This is a genomic window from Bartonella sp. CL63NXGY, assembly GCF_042194905.1.
Classification (GTDB): Bacteria; Pseudomonadota; Alphaproteobacteria; order Rhizobiales; family Rhizobiaceae; genus Bartonella.
This window is the reverse complement of record NZ_JBHINK010000047.1, coordinates 419-2,693: the sequence shown is the minus strand read 5'-3', so window position 1 is coordinate 2,693 and position 2,275 is coordinate 419. Positions and strand designations below refer to the sequence as shown.

Genomic DNA, 2,275 nt, shown 5'->3' with positions numbered 1-2,275 from the left:
TCGCCCAAACAAACTGTATATCCTGATTTCTGGCTAAGTAGCCCTTCTTCTCCGGATAAAGACAGAGTAGCCATTGATATAAAAACTACTTATAGAAAGAGTGCTAATGCTAAATTTGGATTTACTTTAGGATCCTATACTAGTTTTCTAAGAAATGGGACTAAGAACATTGCTGGTTCATATGATATGTATAAAACACATTTAATTATTGGATTTGTATATACCAGAAGTAAAAAATATTCTACTCAAATATTATCACTTAACGACTTAAACAGTATTTATTCACCTGTCGAAGACGTTAATTACTTTGTTGCAGAAAAATATAAAATAAGTGGTGAAAAACCTGGAAGTGGCAATACCGCCAATATTGGTACTTTTTCTTCAAACAATATAATGGATTTTGAAAATGAAAAAGGCCCCTTCGCACAACTAGGCAATGATGTTTTTGAAGACTATTGGAAGAATTATCCTACTCCTAGTGAAAGATCAAATAACAATGTAAATTACACTAATCTTAAGGAATATGTAAGTTGGAAAAAAACTATTGATCCAGTTGTTGGTACCCAACTACAGCAAAAAATAGCTAACCTAGGATTAATGCTTCAGTAATTGCATTTCTATTTTTCTCGTGCCCCCCAACAAAATAAAAATGTTTATTTGTGACCATTTCGCCTCTCCATAAGCGTAAATGGTCATTTTTTCTATATTTATTTTCATACCACATAGATAATGCAAAGTGTAATTCTTTATGATAATTAAAATAATCTACCAATTCTCTAGCTTCTTGTTCACCCCAGGAAGTGAAATAATCAGTATTTCTCCCGATATATGGCGGATCTAGATATATATAATCTTTAGGAGTAGCTTCCTTTAGTAACGATTTCCAATCAGTACATACAAATGACCAGTCATGGGATATGATTCTCTTTTGGACTGTATCCACCTGATTAACTATTTTAGTTATTAAGGCAGGGCGAAATCTATCTGGCTTTCTACCAAATGGAACATTATATCCATTTTTGCTAAAGCGTATCATTCCGTTAAAGTTAGATCTTTGTAAAAAGAGAAAATCTAATGGATCATGATATTTATTGAATCTATCTCTAACTTTATAGTAATAACTATGCTTATCGCTTGGAGTTTGTGATAATTTTTCGCCCTCAGTTTGTAAGAACTCTCGTACTATTAAGGGGGTAATTTGTTCTTTTTGCAATTTTTGATAAAAATCAATAATATATGGATTTATATCTCCAAATATTGCATGTTCAGGCATAACATTAAATCCAACAACACCAGACCCCATAAATGGTTCATACCAAATTCCTTTATTATATCTAATATTCGTCTTTATGAACGGAATTAGTTTGGTCTTAATCCCCTGAATTTTAATCGGGGGTACAATTGTTTTTTCAGCCGTCTTACTTGGGAATAGTTCTTCCTGAATCACCATGCCATTTTCTTCCTTTCACTACATAGACAATATTGTTTCTACTGAAATAACTTTACTTGCTAAATCTTCATACGATTTAAATAACCTGCTATCGAAACATCGAGATAGCGGGCTTTATTATTTTTGCGACCAGTATCACTTGGACGCCAGTGTTGAGAAACATAGCGCATATGTTCTTGCACCTTATGGTCCCCTGCTACGCCACCATTATTAAGCTTTTTAAGTTCATCATATTGCGGATAAACATTCTCCTGCAAATAGATCATCAGCTCCTGATTAATCAGGTCTTGTGGTGTTAACATACCCGTCTTAGTCAACATCTCTGTATATGGGCTTTGCATTGCATCCGCATAAATGGCGCTGTCAGCCTTTCTAAGCGACTTTTGACGTTTAGCATCTAGTTCTCCCGTTTTACGAGGAAGTCGCGCTATATGCTTTGCTGTGACGATAAAACGGATGTTTTTAACTGCCCTACCTTCTTTGATCTTTTCAAATTCAACTTGTAAGTGAGTATTTTGAGAAATCTCCTCACATGGCTTCTGTAAAATCCATTTAGTAAACGTGGACATTCTTGCGTACTCATCAGTTGTATCGGTCAATCGGCGAAGCTCATCCACACTAATAACTGGATTCTTTAACTTCTCTAATTGTGCTTCTGATCGTCCACCATGGCTTTGATAATACTCATATTGGCTATAATGCATACTCAACCAGCGATATATGATCATCGAATATTTACTAGAAAGATCCATTAAATCAGTAAGTGCATACTGGGTAAAGTTCTTCTTCAAGTCCATGATATAAGGCATAATTGCTTCATCGAAG

The 2,275-nt window shown here is 34.5% G+C and carries 3 protein-coding genes; 1 reads left to right on the top strand and 2 read right to left on the bottom strand.

The window, feature by feature from the left end; translation table 11 throughout:
• Nucleotides 1–609: type II restriction endonuclease (locus tag ACFIK0_RS09040; RefSeq protein WP_375663867.1), on the top strand; the 609-nt coding region annotated here is incomplete at its 5' end.
• Here ACFIK0_RS09040 and ACFIK0_RS09035 read toward each other — a convergent pair.
• On the bottom strand, nucleotides 584–1,450 hold the full coding sequence (locus ACFIK0_RS09035) for a DNA adenine methylase (RefSeq protein WP_375663866.1): 867 nt from the start codon (nucleotides 1,448–1,450) through the stop codon (nucleotides 584–586). The two genes, ACFIK0_RS09040 and ACFIK0_RS09035, sit on opposite strands and share 26 nt — an antisense overlap.
• A gap of 59 nt (nucleotides 1,451–1,509) precedes the next feature.
• Nucleotides 1,510–2,275 (bottom strand): RepB family plasmid replication initiator protein (locus tag ACFIK0_RS09030; RefSeq protein WP_375663865.1); only part of this gene is annotated, 766 nt, incomplete at its 5' end.

Bases quoted from the DNA above. Each gene is read 5' to 3' on its own strand.
- ACFIK0_RS09035 (WP_375663866.1), bottom strand. From the start codon at position 1,450: ATGGTGATTCAGGAAGAACTATTCCCAAGTAAGACGGCTGAAAAAACA.